Raw genomic sequence first — 18,494 nt, 5'->3', positions numbered from 1 at the left:
CTTTCCCCCCCCCCCCCCCCCCCCAGGGCCCGCACACGGCCGTGACGGGCCCGCTACGCGTCTGCTGCGGCCGTCTCCGCCGCCCCGGCGGCCGCGTCGATCGCCGCCAGGGACTTCCGCACCTGGTTGCGGTCGTTGGTGTACCAGAACTCGGGCATCGAGGACCGCAGGAAGCCCCCGTAGCGGGCGGTGGCCAGGCGCGGGTCGAGCACCGCCACGACACCCCGGTCGCCGGTGGCCCGGATCAGCCGCCCGGCACCCTGGGCCATCAGCAGCGCCGCATGGGTGGCGGCCACCGCCATGAAGCCGTTCCCCCCGTGCTCCTCCACCGACTTCTGGCGCGCGCTCATCAGCGGATCGTCCGGCCGGGGGAAGGGGATGCGGTCCATCACCACCAACTGGCAGTTCGCGCCCGGCACATCCACGCCCTGCCACAGCGACAGCGTGCCGAACAGGCAGGTTCTGGCGTCCTCGGAGAAGGTGCGGATCAGCTCGCCCAGCGTCTCCTCGCCCTGGAGCAGCACCGGGTGCTCCAGCCTTCCGCGCAGCGCCTCCGCGGCCGCCTGGGCGCCGCGCATCGACGAGAAGAGCCCGAGGGTGCGCCCGCCGGCTGCTTCGATCAGCTCGGCCAGTTCGTCGAGCATGTCCTCGCGGCCCGAGTCGCGGCCGGGCTGCGCGAGATGGCGGGCGACGTACAGGATGCCCTGGCGGCGGTAGTCGAAGGGCGAGCCGACGTCGACGCCCTTCCACTGCGGCACCTCGTCCTCGCCCTCCGCGGCCGTCACGCCCTCGGGCGACAGGCCCAGGGAGGCGGCGACACCGTTGAAGTCGCCGCCCAGCTTGAGCGTGGCGGAGGTGAGCACCACCGAGCGGTCGGTGAAGAGCTTCTCGCGCAGCAGGCCCGACACGCTCAGCGGCGCGACCCGCAGCGACGCGCCGAACCGGTCGTGCCGCTCGCACCACACCACGTCGTACTCCGAGCCCTGCACCAGGCGTTCGGCGACCTCGTGGACGTGCTCGACGGAGGCGAGGGCCTGCTTGCGGACGACGTCCTCGTCCTGCACGGAGCGGTCGCGGGTCTCGCCGAGCGCGGTGATCACCAGGCGGCAGGCGTCCCGGAGCGCCGCGAGCACGTACGCGAGGTCCTCCGGGATCTCCTCCAGCCGCCCGGGCTGGGCGAGCTCCATCACCCGCTCGAAGCCCTCCCCCGCGCTCATCAGGGCGTCCGCCGCCTTCTCGTTGACAAGTCTGGCGGCGCGCTTGACGGCGCGGTTGACCCCGAGGGGGCTCAGCTCGCCGGTGGCGACACCGGTCACCCGCGAGACCAGTTCGTGCGCCTCGTCGACGATCAGCACCTCATGGCTGGGCAGCACCGGGGCGCCCTCGATGGCGTCGATGGCCAGCAGGGCGTGGTTGGTCACGACGACCTCGGCGACCTTGGCGCGCTCGCGGGCCGCCTCGGCGAAGCACTCGGCACCGTAGGCGCACTTGGAGGCGCCCAGGCACTCGCGGGAGGTGACCGAGACCTGGCTCCAGGCGCGGTCGGAGACGCCGGGGCTGAGCCCGTCCCGGTCCCCGGTCTCGGTCTCGTCGGCCCAGTCCCGCAGCCGCAGCAGGTCCTTGCCTAGCTTGCTCGTGGGCGCGGCGGCCTCGAAGGGGTCGAAGAGGCCGTCCTCCTCGTCCTGCGGCACTCCTTCGTGCAGGCGGTGCAGGCACAGGTAGTTGGACCGGCCCTTGAGCATCGCGAACTGCGGCTCGCGGCGCAGCAGCGGCTTCAGCGCCTGGACCGTGCGCGGCAGGTCCCGCTCCACCAGCTGCCGCTGGAGGGCGAGGGTGGCGGTGGCCACCACCACGGGCTCGCCGTGCGCCAGGGCGGGCACCAGGTAGCCGAGCGACTTGCCGGTGCCGGTGCCGGCCTGGACGAGCAGATGGGACTGGTCTTCCACGGCGTCGTGTACGGCCTGCGCCATGGCGACCTGGCCTTCCCGCTCCACTCCGCCGACGGCGGTGACGGCGGAGTGCAGCAGGTCGGTGAGAGCGGGTGGGGTGGTGGCAGTCATAGGAGGGCCAGCCTACGGCGCCGCACCGACAACGCCGTCCGGGTGAGACCGGTCCGGTCACCGCGCGGACCTTCGCCGCACCGTCCCGGTCAGGCGGTGCTAGCTTCTGGTCACATGCAGTGCGAGAGCCGTATGACGCTTGATGCCTCGGCCGCGGAATATGTGATCGACGTGGCGAACGTCGTACGGGCGCCGGCCCTGGGCGGGGACCGGGCCGCGGACCTCGGCCGCTTCGAGGCGCTGCTGGACGCTCTGGCGGAGTTCGCCCGCGACCCGGCGGTGCAGGTCTATCCGATCACCGACCGCTCGCTGCTGACCGACGGACGGCTCACCCCGCAGGAGCGCGCCCGGCTCGACCGCTGGTACCGCGACCGGCTGCTGGAGGTCCTGCCCCGCGCCGACGACCGCATCCTGGAGCTCGCCGACACCCTCGAACTGCACGTGGTCAGCGCGGACAACTTCCTGGACTTCCACCGCGCCTATCCCTGGATACCCGGTGACCGGGACCACTTCCTGCGCCCGCTGCTCGGGCCGGACGGGGTGCTGGTGGTGCGCCCCCGGATCATGCCGGTGCCCCCGGAGTGGCAGATCTCGCGCAAGGAGGAGGAGGGCCTGCTGCTGGAGGCGGGGGTGCTCAGGCGCTGGGCGCCGTCGGCGCACCGCGATGTGCTCAGCCGGGAGTGGCGCTGCCCGGAGGCGCACTGCCCGCTGTTCGGGGCGGGCGAGCACCCGAGCGCCGCGCTGCCCCGCCGGCGGGGCAGGCGGGTGCTGTGCCCGACCCACGGGGTGCCGCTGGAGGATGCCGGGCCGCGGCCGCGCCGCGCCCAGATGAAGGTGCTCATGGACGGCACCGTGCGCGGCCGCTTCATGGTGACGGCCGGGCAGCCGCTGGCGGTCGGGCGGGCACCGGCGGGCGGCGGGGTCGCCCTGGGCGCCTGGATCGACGACAAGGCGGTGGACTCCGTCAGCCGCACCCATGTGGTGCTGGAGTACGACGGGACCGGGCTGACCGTCGTCGACGAGCGCAGTGCCAACGGCACCCGTATCCGGCGCCGCCGCCCGTCAGGTGACGAGATGCTGCCGCTGTTCCACGGCACGCGCTGGCAGTTGCGCCGCGGGGACGCGGTCGTGCTGCACGAGCGGCTGGAACTGCTGCCCAGCGGCCGCCAGTTCGTGTTCGAGGACGACGCCACCGACGGTACGGTCGGAGCGCAGCAGGCCGCCGCGGCCGCGGAACCGACGATGGTCGGCCTGCCGTCGGACCTGTGGCGGTTGGCCGGCGAACCGCCCCCGCAGGGGTGAGCGCCGGGCAGCGGCGGTGTACGCACGGGAGGGCGCGCGGGTGAGCGGGAACATGGTCGGCGGGAGTGGCGGGCCGCCGGACGGGATCGGCGCCGGGACGCTGCTCGGTGGGCGCTTCCTGCTGGCGGACCGGCTGGGCGGGGGCGGCTTCGGCCAGGTCTACGCGGCCGTCGACCAGGGTTTGGGACGCCGGGTGGCGGTAAAGGTGCTGACCTTGCGCGCCGAGTGGGCCGAGGACGAGCGCAAGGAGCGGCAGGGCCGTTTCCGCCGGGAGGCCGTCGCCGCCGCGGCGCTCGGCCATCCCAACGTGGCGACCGTCCATGACGCGGGCGAGCACGAAGGCCGCCCCTTCCTGGTGATGGAGCTGCTGACCGGCCAGGACTTCGGCGCGGTGCTGCTGGACCGGGGCGGCCTGCCGGTCGACGACGTCCTCGGCTACGGCGCCCAGATCGCCGCGGGCCTCCAGCATGCCCACGAACACGGGCTCGTGCACCGCGACATCAAGCCGGAGAACCTGATGCTGCTGCCGGACGGCACCGTCAAGATCTGCGACTTCGGCCTCGTGGTGCAGAGCGACCCGCGGCGCGTGCGCCACACCGACCCGCAGGCGGTGCTGGGCTCCCCGCCGTACTTCTCGCCCGAGCAGGCGCACGGACGGGAGGTCACCGCCCGGTCCGACCTGTACTCCCTGGGCTGCGTGCTGTACGCGCTCCTCGCGGAGGGGCCGCCCTTCTCCGCGGGCAATGTCATCGGGTACGCCTACGCGCATGTGCACGAGACGCCCGAGCGGATCGAGCGGCGCCGGCCGGAGGTGCCGCCCGAGCTGGCGCACCTGGTGCACGAACTCCTCGCCAAGGACCCCGCCGACCGGCCCCCGACCGCGGAGTTGGTGGCCTCCCGGCTGCGGGCCATGCGGCGCCCGCGGCGTGTGCCGCGGACGCCGACCTCGTTGGACCGGGGGACGCAGCACGTGGTGTGGACCCTGCTGGAGGAGGGCGAAGGGCTCCTGACGGCGGGGCACTTCGCCGACGCGGACCGCCGGTACTGGCAGGTGCTCCAGCACCTGGCCCGGCAGGACGCCGACCGGGCGCCGGCGGCCTTCGCCGCCCGGTTCGGGCGGGCGCGGGCGCTGGAGGGGCTGGGCGGCGCGCCGGCGGCCGCCACGCGTCTTGCGGAGCTGGCGCGCGAGACGTCCGCCACCCTGGGTGCCGAGCACCCGCTCGCCAGGTGTGTGGCCTCCTATGCGGCGGTCAGGGCAGTACCCGGACCGTGACGTCCGCGGCGAGCCGGACCACGTCGCCCGGGTTGAGGACCGCCGGCTCGTTGGGCGGGAGCCGGTAGCCGTGCAGGAAGGTGCCGTTCATGGAGCCCTCGTCGGTGATGGACGCCGATCCGTCCGGCTCCACCGCGACGGTGGCGTGCAGCCGCGACAGGTTGTCGTGGGCGGCGAGGAAGGCCACGGCGGGGCACAGGCGCCGCTCGCGGCCGAGCCGGATGTGCCGGCCTGGCTCGACCGCGACGACCTGTCCGCCCGGGAAGCCCAGCCGCAGCGCGAGCGCCGGCGCGTCCCTGCGGGTGCTGTCGCTGCCCGCACCGGCGTCGCCCCTTCGGCCGATGACACGGGTGTGCTCGGTGTGCGGGTCGGCGGCCGGACGGGCGTCCGCGGGCTGCGCGGACGCCATGGCGTCGACCGCGCCGGCCGGCGCCATGGCGTCCGGCCCGGCGGGGGCCGCCATGAGTGCGAAGGGCACGTAGCAGCCCTGGCAGACGAGTTGCCCGGGCTGGGCGCCGGTGGTGCCGCACGCCGGGCACCTGCCGCCGCCAGTCTCCTCGCCCATCCCACTCCCACCGTCGGGCCGTTCGCCGGTGCGGCCGTCGTCGGACCGATCGTAGCGGTGCGGTCAGGGTCCGCAGAGCGGGTTGGCCACGGTTCCGTGCACGGCCGCGTGGGGGCGGCTGGGCCGGTCGCGGTAGCCGTCGAGGTGCAGGCGGTTGCGGTTCAGGCACAGCCGGGCGATCCGCGGGGTGAACAGGTCGAACAGCGCGAACCGCTCCTTGAGTTCCGGGAAGCGGTCCTGGTGGCGGAGGATCTCGTCGCGCACCAGGGTCCAGAACTCGTTCTCGGGCACACCGAGCTGCTGTTCGCACAGCGGCGCGAGATAGCGGAACACTCCGATGAACAGACCGGAGTGGATGAACTGGGTGAGGAATTCCGGCGCCTCGGTGAGCAGCACGGCGCGGACGTCCGCCGGCATGGTGGCGTGTTCCGGCAGCCGGTGCGCGGAGACGTTCACGTCGTCGACGAAGTCCTTGACCGCCAGCCGCACCGGAACGTCGTGCTCGTCGTAGACGACGATCGCGTTCTCCCCGTGCGGGGAGAAGACCGTGCCGTACCGGTAGAGGAAATGCAGCAGGGGCGGGAGAAGCGCGGCGAACAGGTGCCGCAGCCACACGCGGGGGGAAAGCCCGGAACGGGCGACCAGCTCGGCGGTGAAGGCGCGGCCGTCGGGGTCGGTGTGCAGAAGCGCGGCGAGAGTGCGGGCGCGCTCCCCGGGTGCGAGGTACGCCGTCAGCGGCTCACGCCAGATGCAGCCGAGCAGTTCGCGGTACTGGTACGGCACCTGCGGCATCTTGTCGTACTGGGGGTGGGCGACGGTGACGGAGGCCACCTCGCCGAGGAGGATCACCCGGGTCTCGTCGCGCAGGAAGCGGTCGTGGTCGCGCAGGGTGTGCACCCAGGCGGTGACGGCGGGGGCGGCCAGCGTGCGTTCGGTGGGCAGACCGCGCCAGACCAGGGTGTTGAGCACTGCCAGCGGGAGCTTGACCGTTCGCCGGTGCGGGCGACTGGTGTTGAGGAAGGTGCGGACGGACTGCTGCGGCAGCCGGAGGTCGTTGTCAGTGGTGAGGTGGATGATGGACCCGTCGGCGATCGCGGGTGCGAAGAGCGGGGCGACGACCTGTTCCCACTGCCAGGGGTGCACGGGCAGCAGCAGGTAGTCGGCGGGTTCGCGGCCGTGCTCGGCGAGGGTGCGGTGGAAGGTGTCGAGGACGTCGGGGGCGAGTTCCTCGGCGTAGAGCTGGTCGGAGGTGGTCAGGGTGCCGGTGCCGCGGTATTCGGCGAGGTCGCGGTGGACCGCGATCCAGGGCAGCAGGTGGCGTCTGCGGGCCTCGGGCGCCCAGTGCGCCGCGTCGGCGTCCGAGAACCCGATACGGCCCTTGTTGGCCACGAGCCAGGGGTGCCCGGTCTGGTGCCCTTCGAGTTCCGCGTAGCCGAGGTCGGCGAGTTCGGCGACCGGCAGCGCGGTGGCGTCCAGCCGCAGATCGGCGCGGAGCGTGGTGAGCAGTTCTCTGATCAGGTGGCCGGTGGTGTCGCCGCTGAGGCCGAGCACGCTGTCGTGGCCGTGCGCCAGGAAGTGCATCGGGTCACCGGTCGGGGTGATGCTGCCCGCGTCCACGTACCAGCTGCCGTACGAGCCGCGGCGCGCTCGGAAGCGGTAGGTCACGTCGGGGGTGAGGTCGACCCGGTAGGTGTCGGGGCCCGACGCCGGGTCGGGTAGGGGCGCGATCACGTCTTCGTAGGCGAACTCGGCGAGCATCTTGGCGAGCAACCGCCGGGCCGCGCGCTCCCAGGCGGCGCCGGACTCGGTCAGGGGTGTGATCGTCACGGGGTGCTCCTGCGGACGGGAGGGACAAGAGGGCTGCTGGCGAGGCGGCCGTCACCGGTCGGACGGCCGGCGCGGCCACGTGCACATGGCAGGTGGCCGGCCGCGGTCGGGCGCGGCCGGCCACTGTGTCAGATGCGATGGCGCAGGGCTCGGTCACGGATCATCAGGGCGGCACGTTTGTCCGGCAGGTCCACCTCCTCGGACAGTCGGAAGCCGGCGGCGAGGAAGGCCGCCACGGACGGGGTGTTGCGCAGGTCGGGTTCGGCGATCACCCGGCCGCAGGCGGGACGGTGGTCGAGGACGAGGTCGGAGACGGCGCGCAGCAGGGTGCCGCCCAGGCCGCGGGCCCGGTCGGCGACACCGCCGATGAGCAGGTGGACCCCGGTGTCGTGCGGCCGGGCCGGGTAGTAGCGCGCGACCGGGTCGAGGTCGGCGCGGTAGATCTCCCAGTAGCTCATCGGGGTGCCGTCGAGGACGCCGAGGCAGGGCACGCTGCGGCCGTCGGCGTCGAGTTGGGCCCGTACGTGGTCTGCGGTGACCTGCTGGTCGCCGGCCAGCTCCCAGAACTCCGCGACTGCCGGATCGTTCATCCACACGGTGAGGGTCGCGAGGTCCCGCTCGAGGTCGACCGGGACCAGTCGGAAGGTGCCCACTGCCGTCTCGGCCGCCCGCCAGGTCGCGATGCGGTCGAGCAGCCCGCTCGCGCCGCCGCCTGCCGCCCCCGCCTCCCCGCCGGGCGGCGCTGCCGTCGCCGCTCCTTCCGCGAACAGCGCGAGGACTTCCGGGGGCAGTTTCAGGTCGAGGGTGTCCTCGGTGCTGGAGTCGGCGTTCGGCAACGGTGCTCCTTCCTGTCCCGACCGGACGCGAGACGGGCGCGCGGCCGGGACATGGCGGGCGGTAGGAGGGGTCGGGGCGCCGCCGGTCAGCGGGCCAGCGGATTGGGCAGGGTGACGTACACGGACTGGGTGTCCACCGGCCCGACGAGTTCGTCCATGCCGTGCAGCCGGGTCAGCAGGTTGGCCTTGCAGCGCAGGTGCGGACTGTGCAGCAGGCGCTCGGGCAGGCTGCTGGAGCCGCCGGCGGCGTCGGTGAGGAAGCGGCGGAAGGCGGCGAGCAGGACCTCCTCGTCGGCGAGCCGCTGGGCGCCGAACGCGCCGATCAGGCCGAGGACGTTGTTGATGCCGAGGTAGTAGGCGAAGCGCTCGTCGGCCACCTCGTCGGTGACGAAGGTGTCGCTCTGGGCGCCGATGCCGGGCAGTTGGCGCTCCAGCGCGTCCCGGTGCGACTCGCGGAAGTAGTAGCCCTGGTTGTCGCGGTAGTGTCCGCCGTTCGGCCAGCCGTCGGCGTCGAGCAGCACGAGCGTGTTCTGCTGGTGCGCTTCGAGGGCGATGCCGGCCTCGCCGTCCAGCCACAGCACGGGCCGGACCACCTCGTCGAGGTAGCGCAGGAACCATTCGGTGGCGACCGCGGTCGCGGGCCGGCCGGTGCGCTCGGCGAGGCGGCCGACGATGACCGCGAGCCGGGAGGCGAGGGCGGGTGCGGGCATGCCGGGCCAGGGCCGGGGCGAAGTCAGCCCGGCGACGCAGTGCGCCTGCGCCCCGGGGCCGAACGGGCTGTGCCGCAAGGCGACGTCCAGGCCGGTCACCGGGCGGCCGTCCGGGTCGTCCACGGCGAGCCAGGCGGGGTCGCGGACGATGTCGAAGCGGGGGTGCGCCTCGTACCAGCGGGTGGCCAGCCCGCTGCGCAGCAGCCGGTGCACCTCGGCACCGCGCTGCAGTTCCTTGCGGAGGTTCTCCCGGCGGGAGTTGGTGATGCGCAGCGCCAGGGACAGCTTGAGCATGATCTGCGTACCCGGCCGGTAGACGGTGCGTACCGAGGAGGTGGGGTGCCACTGCTCGCCGACGGGGCCGAGGTCGTGCAGCAGGCCCGCCTCGAACAGCGCCCGCACGGCGGGCCGGTGGCCCACCTCCCGGGCCTGCCACGGGTGCAGCGGCAGCGGCGCGGTCCCGGCGGGCAGCGCCAGGTCGGGGCCGGCCAGCGCCGTGAGCAGGTCGGGTGCCGGCACCGGCCGGCCGCGCTCGGTCCACGCCGAGTCGGTGGCGAGCAGCGACCGGTCGACCGCGAACCAGTGCAGGGGGAAGGAGCCTCGCAGTTCGGGTGAGTAGGCGGCCGCCTCCGCGTCACCGAGGCCGTCGCGGCTCTTGGGCGTGGGGTGCAGCGGGTGCCCGAGGATCAGCGCCTGCTCGGAGTCGAGGAAGGGCAGTTCGGGCTCGCTGCTGCCGGGGTGCCGGCGCCGGTCGGCGACGAAGACGGCGGTGCGCCGTACCGAGTCGGCCACCCTGGCGACCAGGTCGGCGCCCTCCTCGGGGTCCGCGCCGCTCTCCCGGGTCAGCAGCGCGGCGAGTTCGACGGCGGTCAGCGGCCGGTGGTCGGCGGCGGCGAGCCGGGCGGGCCCGAAGCGGTGGTGGCCGGTGGCGGACCAGTGGTGGACGACCGCGCCGACGGCGGTGCCGGCCGCGGGCAGCGGCACGCGCAGCATCCCGTCGGACGGTTGTGGCAGGCCCTTCTCACGGGTCCAGCAGCGCAGCAGCGCCTCGGTGCCGGCCGCGTCGGCCACGGCGTACGGCTCGTCGCGTGCCAGCGGGTCGGTACCGGTCGGGTTCCAGGGGGTGCGTGCCCGCTGCTGGGGCACGGAGGTGGCGGTGTCGTGGCGGTCGATGCCGGCGGGGTCCACGGGTGCGGTCATGCCTGGGGCCTCACTTGTCGGTACGGCGCTGCGGCGGTACGGCGGGGAAGTACGGCGGTGGGGGTGCGCGCCGGTCTGTCGGGGTGCTCCGGCACCGCGGCGGCGCGCGCCGGGGCGGCTCGGTGGCGCGTCGGGCAGGCGCCGGGGCCGGCTCTCACGAGGCACCCGCCGTCCAGGCGTCGGCGCGGGCGGCGCGGGCGCCTCGGTCGGAGCCGCGGGTCCCGGCAGGGCGGGTCCCGGCGGGGCCGCTTCCTTCGGCCTGGTCGGCCGCGGCGATGGCGTCGGCGAGCCGGTCCAGTACGGCGTCGGCCTGCTCGTCGGTGATCGTCAGCGGTGGGAGGAGGCGGACGACGCTGGAGTGCCGCCCGCCCAGTTCGATGATCAGACCGCGACGCAGGGCCTCCTGCTGGACGCGGGCGGCCAGGCGCGGCGCGGCCGGAAGCGTTCCGCGGTCGTCGGGTTCGGCTGCGGTGTCGACGAGTTCGACGCCGATCATCAGGCCGCGGCCGCGTACGTCGCCGATGCAGGCGTGGTCGCCGGCCAGCGCGCGCAGTCGACGCAGCATCAGGGACCCGACCTCCTCGGCGCGCCGGTGCAGCGCGTTGCGCGCCACGTAGCGGATCGTGGCGGCGCCTGCCGCCATGGCGAGTTGGTTGCCGCGGAAGGTGCCGGCATGGGCACCAGGGTGCCAGGCATCCAGCTCCTCGCGGTAGACGATCACCGCGAGCGGGAGGCTGCCGCCGATGGCTTTGGACAGCACCATGACGTCGGGCACGATCCCGCTGCGCTCGACCGCCCAGAACGTCCCGGTGCGGCCGACTCCGGTCTGCACCTCGTCGGCGATCAGCGGGATGCCGCGGTCCGCGGTGATCTCCCGCATCCGGCGCAGCCAGCTGCCTGGAGCGGGGATGACGCCGCCCTCGCCCTGCACCGGCTCCAGCAGCATTGCCGCGGGCTGCCGTACGCCGCCCTTGGGGTCGTCGAGCAGGCTGGCGGTCAGCCGTGCGGACAGTTCCGCGCCCTGCTCGCCGCCGGTCCCGAACGGGCAGCGGTAGTCGTACGGGTAGGGCAGCCGGGTGACGCGGGTGTCGGCCTCGACGGTGGCCCGTGCGGCGGTGTCGCCGGTCGCCGCGAGGGCCGCAGCGGTCATGCCGTGGTAGGCGCCGGAGAAGGCGACCAGGCCGCTGCGGCCGGTGGCGATCCGGACGAGCTTGATGGCCGCCTCGACCGCGTCGGTGCCGGCGGGGCCGCAGAACTGGATGCGGCCGCGGTCGGCGAGCCCGGGCGGCAGCGTGTCGAACAGCGCGGTGGTGAAGTCGTCCTTCACGGGCGTCGCGAGGTCCAGCACGTGCAGCGGCGCCCCGGAGTCCAGCACGCGCCGCACGGCCTCCAGGACGACCGGGTGGTTGTGGCCGAGCGCCAGGGTGCCGGCACCTGACAGGCAGTCCAGGTAGCGGCGGCCGTCGGCGCCCTCGACGGTCATACCGCGGGCCCGGACCGGCACCACCGGCAGCGACCGCGCGTACGTGCGCGCCGCGGACTCCCGCTGCGCCTGTCTGTGCAGGATCGCTTCCCCCGAGTCGAAGTCTTCGGCGGGTGCCGTGAGTTGTCCCGGCACGCTCGAAGTGGCCACCACGTGTGTTCTCCTCCTGCTCGGTGTTCCGCCCCGCTGTCCCCCATACGTACCAACGACGCGGTCACCGACCGATCACGGGCCGCCACCGGACTTTCCGCCCCGGGGACGGCCGCGCCCGGGGAACCGTCCATGATTTGGGGCAGCACAGTTCTCACCAATGCGTGAACCAGGGGGAGTTACATCCATGCCATCGATACGCAGGCCGCTGGTCGCCGCAGCGGCCGCCGTACTGCTCGCGGGCGCGGCCACCGCGTGCGGGTCGTCCGGGAGCCATACCGACGCCAAGGCGACGGCCTCGCCGAGCACCGCAGCGGCGGTCAGCAAGTCGTTGCCCAAGCTGCCCACGTCGCTGCCGACGAGCCTGAGCGACCTGAAGAAGTGGGAACAGGCGTACAAGGACGGCGGCTGGAAGAACTGGGACAGGACGACCTGGCTGCGCAAGGCCCAGGACTTCGTGAACCCGGTGATCGACGGCCTGTGGAGCGACGACCGGATGAAGGGCGCCGACCAGGACGACAAGCAGGTGCCCGCGGACGTGTCCGCCGACCAGGGGAAGACCGACCCGGTGCCGGCTCCCGAGACGGCCAGGAAGGTCAGCACGCCCTACCACGACAACGCGCCGGCCGTCGGCAAGCTGTTCTTCGACAGCCCCAAGGGTCCGATGGTCTGCTCGGCCACAGTGGTCGACGACCCGGCGCACCCGGGCAGGTCGAACCTGGTGTGGACGGCCGGGCACTGCGTGCACGCGGGCAAGAGCGGGGGCTGGTACCGCAACATCGCGTTCGTGCCGGACTACAACGACAGCGGTGAGAGCGCGTCGGCCCTGGCGCACGCGAGCGTGGACAAACTCGCCCCGTACGGCGTGTGGTGGGCGGACTGGGCCGGTACCTCGGACCAGTGGATCAGCACCGGCTCCGAGCAGGGCGGCGGCGGCTCGCCGTACGACTTCGCGGTGCTGCACGTGACCCCCGCCAAGGGCTCCGGCGGCAAGTCCCTGCAGGAGACGGTCGGGGCGGCCATGCCGGTGTGGTTCGACGCGCCCTCGACGACACAGATCAAGACCGTGGGCGCGTGGGGCTACCCGGCGGAGGCGCCGTACGACGGCCAGCGGATGTACGCCTGCCAGGGCACGCCGGGCCGGCTGTCACTGCTGGCCTCCGCGCCGACGGAGTACCGGCTCGGCTGCACCATGACCGGCGGCGCGTCCGGCGGCGGGTGGTTCGCCACGATGCCCGACGGCAAGGTGGGGCTGGTCAGCAACACCTCGGTCGGCCCGCTGACGGCGACATGGCTGGCCGGCCCCCGGCTGGGCGCGGACGCGAAGAAGCTGTACGACAAGGTGAGCAAGAAGTTCAGCTGATCCGTACGGCGGCTGCGGCGGGAAACGGTGCGGGCCCGCCTCCTTGAACCGCGGGGAACGCGGGCAGGAGGCGGGCCCTCACCGTGTGCGCTACGGACGCCTGTTGTGCCGTCGCCAGGGCGGCGCGGCGGTCAGCGCTGTGCGGCGAGGGTGAACGGCGCCAGTTCGGCCGCCAGATCCTCGTGCACCTGCACCCGCAGCAGGGTGCCCTCGCCGGTGTGCTCCTCGGAGAGCACCTCACCACCGGCGTGCACCCTGGAGACGAGTCCGCCGTGCGTGTACGGCACCAGCGCCTCGACCTCCACCTGCGGGCGCGGCAGCGCCTCGTCGATCAGCTCCAGGAGCTCGTCGATCCCCTGGCCGCTGCGCGCGGACACCGCGATGGCGTGCTTCTCGGTCCGCAGCAGCCGCTGGAGGACCAGCGGGTCGGCCGCGTCCGCCTTGTTGACCACCACGATCTCCGGCACCTGGAGCGCCCCCACGTCGCGGAACACCTCGCGGACCGCCGCGAGCTGCTCCTCCGGCACGGGATGCGAGCCGTCCACCACGTGCAGGATCAGGTCGGCGTCGGCGACCTCCTCCATCGTGGACCGGAACGCCTCGACCAGGTGGTGCGGCAGGTGCCGGACGAAGCCGACGGTGTCCGCGAGGGTGTACAGGCGGCCGTTGGGCGTCTCGGCGCGCCGGACCGTCGGGTCCAGGGTGGCGAACAGTGCGTTCTCCACCAGGACTCCGGCTCCGGTGAGCCGGTTGAGCAGCGAGGACTTGCCCGCGTTGGTGTAGCCGGCGATGGCGACGGACGGCACCTTGTGGCGCCGCCGCTCCTGCCGCTTGAGGTCGCGGCTGGTCTTCATCTCCGCGATCTCCCGGCGCATCTTGGCCATCTTCTCGCGGATGCGCCGACGGTCGGTCTCGATCTTGGTCTCACCGGGTCCGCGGGTGGCCATGCCGCCGCCGGAGGAGCCGGAGCCACCGCCACCCATCTGCCGGGACAGCGACTGGCCCCAACCGCGCAGCCGCGGCAGCATGTACTGCATCTGCGCGAGGGAGACCTGCGCCTTGCCCTCACGGGACTTGGCGTGCTGGGCGAAGATGTCGAGGATGAGGGCGGTGCGGTCGACCACCTTGACCTTGACGACGTCCTCGAGGTGGATGAGCTGTCCGGGGCTCAGCTCACCGTCGCAGACCACGGTGTCGGCGCCGGTCTCGACGACGATGTCCCGCAGTTCCTGCGCCTTGCCCGAGCCGATGTACGTCGCCGGGTCCGGCTTGTCGCGCCGCTGGACCACGCCGTCGAGCACGACGGCCCCGGCGGTCTCGGCGAGGGCGGCCAGCTCGGCGAGCGAGTTGTCCGCGTCGTCGGCGGTGCCGGAGGTCCACACCCCGACGAGCACCACGCGCTCCAGGCGGAGCTGGCGGTACTCGACCTCGGTGACGTCCTCCAGCTCGGTGGAGAGTCCGGCGACCCGGCGCAGAGACGCGCGGTCGGAACGGTCGAACTGGTCGCCGTCCCGGTCCCCGTCGATCTCGTGGCTCCAGGCCGCGTCCTCTTCCATCAGGGCGTCGGCCCGAAGGCTGTCCGGGAGGCGCTGGCGGTCGTGCGAAGAAGAGGAGGAAGCGTTGGAGGTCATCGGGTCCTTCGGTCGTACGGTCGGTGTCCGGCGGCCGTGTCGGCGCCGTCACTCTCGATGGTCGCACGCCGGGGGCGAAGGGTCACGTGACTTTCGCCGCGCCGACCGGCGGGTCCCGCGCGACGCGGGCGCGGCGAACGGCACTCGCACAGATTCACTCGCAGGAGTGAGCTGCCGGGAACAGCGGAAAGCAACCGGTCGTTTACACAGTGTGATCAATTACGGATGGCAGCGACAGCAGGCTGGGCCCGGTACACGTCGTACACGCCCGGCACCGACTTCATCGCCCGCATCAGCGCCGCGAGCGCTTCGGGCGCGGGCAGCTCCACGGTGTAGGTGTGCCGTACGCGGTGCTCCTGCGGCGGCTCCACAGCCGCGGACACGATGCCGATCCCCTGGGCCGCGATCACCTCGGTGAGGTCGGCGAGCAGCCTCGGCCGGCTGAGCGCCTCGGCGAGGACGGTGGCACGGAAGTTCCCGCCGGAGCTTCCGTCGCGCCAGCGCACGGGCACGGCGGTGCGTCCGGCGTCCGCCATACGGGAGCCGGCCGGGCATCCCGCCCGGTGCACTGCGACGGTGCCGCCGCGGATCACGAATCCGGTCACGTGATCGGGCGGCACCGGTGTACAGCAGCGCGCCAGGCGTACCGCCGCGCCGGGCAGGTCCGTCACGGCCACCGGCTCGGTGTCGGGCGGGCTGTCGACCGCGGGCACGGGGCGCGCGGCCGGTTCGGCGGCCGGCGTGTCCTCGCCGGCGTCGGCGGGGTGCTGGGTCAGCCAGCGGGTGATGGCGATCCGGGCGGCAGGCGTGGTGGCGTACTCCAGCCACTCCGGGTCGGGGCCCTCGGGCTCGGGCGCCGTCGCGGCGGTGTCGTCCATCAGGAGCTGGAGCGCGTCGCCGTCGCGCAGGCGGGTGCCCAGCGGCGCCAGCCTGCCGTTGACCCGGGCGCCGACGCAGGCGTGGCCCGCCTCGCCGTGGACGGCGTAGGCGGCGTCCACGCAGCTGGCGCCCGCGGGCAGCCGGAGGGTGCCGGGGGTAGCGCCGTCCTGGCCGGTGAAGACGGTGATCTCGCGGTCCTGGGCGAGGTCGTCGCGCAGCGCCGTCCAGAAGGTGTCCGCGTCGGGGGCCGCGCGCTGCCACTCCAGGAGCCGGGAGAGCCAGCCCGGTTGGGTAGGGTCGGGCCCGGCCCAGCCGTCGCCGCCGGCACCGGTGGCGCCCGCCGCTTCCGGGCTCTGCGGCGCCTCGGCGGCGTAGGGATTGCCGAGGGCGATGACCCCGGCCTCGGCGACGCGGTGCATGTGCTTGGTGCGCACCAGCACCTCGGCGACACGGCCGTGCCGGTCGGCGATCGCGGTGTGCAGCGATTGGTAGAGGTTGAACTTGGGAGCGGCGATGAAGTCCTTGAACTCGGCGATGACGGGAGTGAAGCAGGTATGCAGTTCACCGAGCACGGCGTAGCAGTCGGCGTCCTCGTCGACGACGACGAGCAGGCGGCCGAAGTCGCAGCCGCCCAGCTCGGTCACACCGCGCTTGCGCATGAGCCGGTGCACGGACACGGTGTGGCGGGGGCGGATGCCGACCTCGGCGGTGATGCCCGCGTCGCGCAGCACCCCGCGCAGGTCCTCCGCGACGACGGCGAGCGGGTCGGGCCGCGCGGCGGCGGCCTCGATCATGGCGCGGGTACGGGCGTGCTCCTCGGGGTGGAGGATGGCGAAGACCAGGTCCTCCAGCTCGCTCTTGAGGGCCTGCACGCCGAGCCGTTCGGCGAGCGGGATGAGCACGTCGCGGGTGACCTTGGCGATCCTGGCCTGCTTCTCCGGGCGCATCACCCCGAGGGTGCGCATGTTGTGCAGCCGGTCGGCGAGCTTGATCGACATCACCCGCACGTCGTTGCCGGTCGCGAGGAGCATCTTGCGGAAGGTCTCGGGTTCGGCGGCGGCGCCGTAGTCGACCTTCTCCAGTTTGGTGACGCCGTCGACGAGGTAGCTGACCTCCTCGCCGAAGCCGCGCCGGACCTGGTCGAGCGTCACCTCGGTGTCCTCGACGGTGTCGTGGAGCAGGGAGGCGGTCAAGGTGGTGGTCTCCGCGCCGAGTTCGGCGAGGATGAGGGTGACGGCCAGCGGGTGGGTGATGTACGGCTCGCCGCTCTTGCGGGTCTGCCCGCGGTGGGAGGACTCGGCGAGCACATACGCCCGGCGCAGGGTCTCGACCTCGTCGCGGCCGGCCTCGGGATGTCGGGCGCGGTGCACCTTGATCAGGTGCTCGATGGCGCCGGGCAGTCTGCCCCTGCTGTGGCCGCTGCTCCCGAGGAGTGCCACCCGGCCCAGACGTCGCAGGTCGATCCGTCGCATGTCGATGCGGCGCAGCCCGCGCCGGACGATATCGGCGGCGTTGTCCGCGCTCTCCGCGTTCACCGCGTTGTCTGCGCTCATCGGGGCCTCCCGGCAGCGTGGACCGGCTGCGGGAACTCACCACGCCCCGTGGGGCCGCGCCGGTGATTGATGCTATCGAGCCCACCACGCGCGGCTGCCACGCTCTCGCCGAGAGTGATCCCCATCACCCGTTCGAGGGAAGGCGTACGGGCATGGTGACCTGATACGTCCGGTTCTCGGGGTGCGAGCGAAGACCGGCCCCTGGGCCGGGCCCGGCGCCGGTCAGCGGCCGGGTGCGGCGAGCCAGGCCGGGTCGATGGCGCCCTCGGCGACGATGACGGCCGGACCGGTCATCTCGACCTGTCCGTCGGCGCGCTCGGTGATCACCAGGCGACCGCCGGGCACGTCGACGGTGTAGGTGACCGGCTGGCCGGTGACCGCGGGGTCGAGACCGTCCCGGCGGGCGGCGGCGACCATGACCGCGCAGGCGCCGGTGCCGCAGGAGCGGGTCTCGCCCGAGCCGCGCTCGTGCACGCGCATGGCGACGTGGGCGGGGCCGCGGTCGACCACGAACTCCACGTTGGTGCCGTTCGGGTAGGCCGCAGCGGGGCTGACCGCCGGGGCTCGCAGCAGGTCGCCGGCCTCGTCGAGGTGGCCGACGAAGGCGACCGCGTGCGGGTTGCCCATGCTGACGTGCACTGCGGGCCAGGTGCGGCCGTCGACGCCGACGCTGACGGCGCCGCCGGGCAGTTCGGCAGCGCCCATGGTGACGGTGACGTCCCCGGGCGTGCCGTCCGCGCCGTCCTTGCCGATGTGGGCGTACCGCACGCCGGCGCGCGTGGCGATCGCGAGGTCGCCGGCACCGGTGCGGCCGGTCCGCTGAAGGTAGCGGGCGAAGACGCGTACGCCGTTGCCGCACATCTCGGCGACGCTGCCGTCGCTGTTGCGGTAGTCCATGAACCACTCGGCCTCGGCGGCGAACGCGGCCGCTTCGGGGTGGGCCGCCGAGCGCACGACCCGCAGCAGGCCGTCGGCTCCGATGCCCGCCCGCCGGTCGCACAGCTTTGCCACGTCCTCGGGCGACAGGTCGAGCCGGCCGTCCGGGTCGGGGACGATCACGAAGTCGTTCTCGGTGCCGTGTCCCTTGAGGAAGGCGAGGGGGGCGTCGGCGGCGCGCGCGTCAGTCACAGCTCCGATCGTACGCGGTCGGCCGCCGGGCGCAGGACGGCGCTCGCCCCCGCGCTGACCTGCGCTCGGACCGTCAGCGCAGCCGGGCGACCCGCCAGACGGCGAGCAGCGCCAGCAGCAGGATCAAGGCGGCGTAGCCGGCGACGTAGCGCCAGTCGGCACGCTCGCCGGAGCCGCGTGCGGGCAGCCCCGGCCAGGTCTGGCCGATCCGGCGGGCCGCGGCCAGCCCCCACCCGGCCGCGCAGCAGCACAGCAGCAGGCCGAGCATCGCGACCACCGGGCCGGTGTCCCCCGACTCGAAGGCGAGTGGGAACGCGAACATCAGCGAGCCGCCGACAGCCAGGGCGATGATCGGGGCGATCTGCCAGATCCGCAGCCGGCGCTGCGGCCGCAGTTCGCGGAACGACGTGCCGTCCTCGATGGCGGGCAGGTCCGTTCCGGCCTCGAGGGGATCGAGGTCGTCCAGCACGCCGAGCGGTTCCAGCCGGTCCAGCCGGTCCAGGTTGGCGTAGCCGTCCAGGGCGCCGATCGACC

13 protein-coding genes are annotated in these 18,494 nt (G+C 73.6%); 3 read left to right on the top strand and 10 right to left on the bottom strand.

The features are described from left to right. Positions 1 to 53: 53 nt before the first annotated feature. On the bottom strand, positions 54 to 2,060 hold the full coding sequence (locus AC3EVP_RS33945) for an ATP-dependent DNA helicase (RefSeq protein WP_435136821.1): 2,007 nt from the start codon (positions 2,058 to 2,060) through the stop codon (positions 54 to 56). 132 nt (positions 2,061 to 2,192) lie between these two features. Between AC3EVP_RS33945 and AC3EVP_RS33940 the strand changes: the two genes are divergently transcribed. Together AC3EVP_RS33940 and AC3EVP_RS33935 are read left to right on the top strand one after the other, a co-directional pair. Then, complete coding sequence (locus AC3EVP_RS33940) at positions 2,193 to 3,362, top strand: FHA domain-containing protein (protein WP_435136818.1); 1,170 nt, start codon at positions 2,193 to 2,195, stop codon at positions 3,360 to 3,362. A 40-nt stretch (positions 3,363 to 3,402) separates the two neighbouring features. Continuing rightward, positions 3,403 to 4,635 (top strand): serine/threonine-protein kinase, encoded by a 1,233-nt coding sequence (locus tag AC3EVP_RS33935; RefSeq protein WP_435136815.1) that lies wholly within the window; start codon positions 3,403 to 3,405, stop codon positions 4,633 to 4,635. On the opposite strand, the gene AC3EVP_RS33930 is transcribed toward AC3EVP_RS33935, so the two are convergent. From AC3EVP_RS33930 to AC3EVP_RS33910, 5 genes are all read right to left on the bottom strand, one after another. Continuing rightward, positions 4,613 to 5,200, bottom strand: a complete 588-nt coding sequence (locus AC3EVP_RS33930) for an FHA domain-containing protein (RefSeq protein ID WP_335978925.1) — start codon at positions 5,198 to 5,200, stop codon at positions 4,613 to 4,615. The genes AC3EVP_RS33935 and AC3EVP_RS33930 overlap by 23 nt on opposite strands. A 63-nt stretch (positions 5,201 to 5,263) precedes the next feature. After that, positions 5,264 to 7,027, bottom strand: coding sequence for an IucA/IucC family protein (locus AC3EVP_RS33925; protein ID WP_435136812.1), 1,764 nt, complete (start codon positions 7,025 to 7,027; stop codon positions 5,264 to 5,266). 128 nt (positions 7,028 to 7,155) lie between these two features. Further along, the gene (locus AC3EVP_RS33920) at positions 7,156 to 7,953 is read right to left on the bottom strand and encodes a GNAT family N-acetyltransferase (RefSeq protein ID WP_435136830.1); all 798 of its coding nucleotides are present in this window, start codon (positions 7,951 to 7,953) and stop codon (positions 7,156 to 7,158) included. After that, on the bottom strand, positions 7,950 to 9,773 hold the full coding sequence (locus AC3EVP_RS33915; protein ID WP_435136809.1) for an IucA/IucC family protein: 1,824 nt from the start codon (positions 9,771 to 9,773) through the stop codon (positions 7,950 to 7,952). Before AC3EVP_RS33915 ends, AC3EVP_RS33920 begins: the two co-directional genes overlap by 4 nt. A 154-nt stretch (positions 9,774 to 9,927) precedes the next feature. Next, positions 9,928 to 11,409, bottom strand: coding sequence for a diaminobutyrate--2-oxoglutarate transaminase family protein (locus AC3EVP_RS33910; RefSeq protein ID WP_435136806.1), 1,482 nt, complete (start codon positions 11,407 to 11,409; stop codon positions 9,928 to 9,930). 184 nt (positions 11,410 to 11,593) lie between these two features. On the opposite strand from AC3EVP_RS33910, the gene AC3EVP_RS33905 reads away from it, so the two are divergent. Further along, positions 11,594 to 12,769 (top strand): trypsin-like serine peptidase, encoded by a 1,176-nt coding sequence (locus AC3EVP_RS33905; RefSeq protein ID WP_435136803.1) that lies wholly within the window; start codon positions 11,594 to 11,596, stop codon positions 12,767 to 12,769. A 131-nt stretch (positions 12,770 to 12,900) separates the two neighbouring features. Here the strand turns inward: AC3EVP_RS33905 and hflX are convergent, their stop codons facing one another. The 4 genes from hflX to AC3EVP_RS33885 form a co-directional block, all read right to left on the bottom strand. After that, complete coding sequence (hflX, locus tag AC3EVP_RS33900; protein ID WP_335978918.1) at positions 12,901 to 14,400, bottom strand: GTPase HflX; 1,500 nt, start codon at positions 14,398 to 14,400, stop codon at positions 12,901 to 12,903. Positions 14,401 to 14,615: 215 nt separating this feature from the next. Continuing rightward, positions 14,616 to 16,832: a RelA/SpoT family protein gene (locus AC3EVP_RS33895; protein ID WP_435136799.1), complete on the bottom strand. Its 2,217-nt coding sequence runs from the start codon at positions 16,830 to 16,832 to the stop codon at positions 14,616 to 14,618. 222 nt (positions 16,833 to 17,054) lie between these two features. After that, complete coding sequence (dapF, locus tag AC3EVP_RS33890; RefSeq protein ID WP_435136796.1) at positions 17,055 to 17,960, bottom strand: diaminopimelate epimerase; 906 nt, start codon at positions 17,958 to 17,960, stop codon at positions 17,055 to 17,057. A gap of 73 nt (positions 17,961 to 18,033) precedes the next feature. Then, the gene (locus AC3EVP_RS33885; RefSeq protein WP_435136827.1) at positions 18,034 to 18,489 is read right to left on the bottom strand and encodes a hypothetical protein; all 456 of its coding nucleotides are present in this window, start codon (positions 18,487 to 18,489) and stop codon (positions 18,034 to 18,036) included. Between the last annotated feature and the right edge of the window lie 5 nt (positions 18,490 to 18,494).

The sequence above is a fragment of the Actinacidiphila sp. bgisy144 genome, from assembly GCF_057708105.1.
This window is presented reverse-complemented; position numbering and strand designations above follow the sequence as displayed.